This is a genomic window from Pseudomonas parasichuanensis, from assembly GCF_021601385.1.
Classification (GTDB): domain Bacteria; phylum Pseudomonadota; class Gammaproteobacteria; order Pseudomonadales; family Pseudomonadaceae; genus Aquipseudomonas; species Aquipseudomonas parasichuanensis.
This window is the reverse complement of the sequence record NZ_BQHO01000087.1, coordinates 1-516: the sequence shown is the minus strand read 5'-3', so window position 1 is coordinate 516 and position 516 is coordinate 1. Positions and strand designations below refer to the sequence as shown.

Below are 516 nucleotides of genomic sequence, written 5' to 3'. Positions count from 1 at the left end.
AGGCGCTGCCCGCTGGAACGGTGACTTTGGTGCCGTCGGTCAGGGTGAAAGTCAGGCCGTTATGGCCAGTGACCGACAGGCCCTGGGCGTTGGTCAGGGTCACGGTGTAGGTGACCTGGCCGCCTTCAGTGACGGTGGTTTTGTCTGCAGACAGGGTGGCGACGACTTCGCTGATGGTGTCGGTGATCTGTACGGTGGCGTTGCCACCCAGTTCCAGGTTCTCGAAGGTCTTGCCAGTGACGGTTGCATCGCTGACGCCGACGGTCAGCGAATCGCCGTCTTTGAACACGTCATCGCCCTGGGCGTCGGCCTTGTAGATGGCTTCGGTCTGGCCGGCTGGAATCACGACTTTGGCGCCGTTGCTCAACGTAACGGTGAGGTCTTGGTCGAGCTTCTGGCTGACTTTGACGGTGAACGACGGCTGTTGATCTTCGGTGACATCGCCATTGCTGACGATGGTGACCGACACCTTGTCGCCTTCGTTACCAGTGCCGGTACCGCCGCCGCTGCCCGGTT

General features: G+C 61.2%; 1 protein-coding gene. It reads right to left on the bottom strand.

Annotated features, from left to right (window positions below; all coding sequences use genetic code 11):
- Nucleotides 1-516: immunoglobulin-like domain-containing protein (locus L6D77_RS27065; RefSeq protein ID WP_236170232.1), on the bottom strand; the 516-nt coding region annotated here is incomplete at both ends.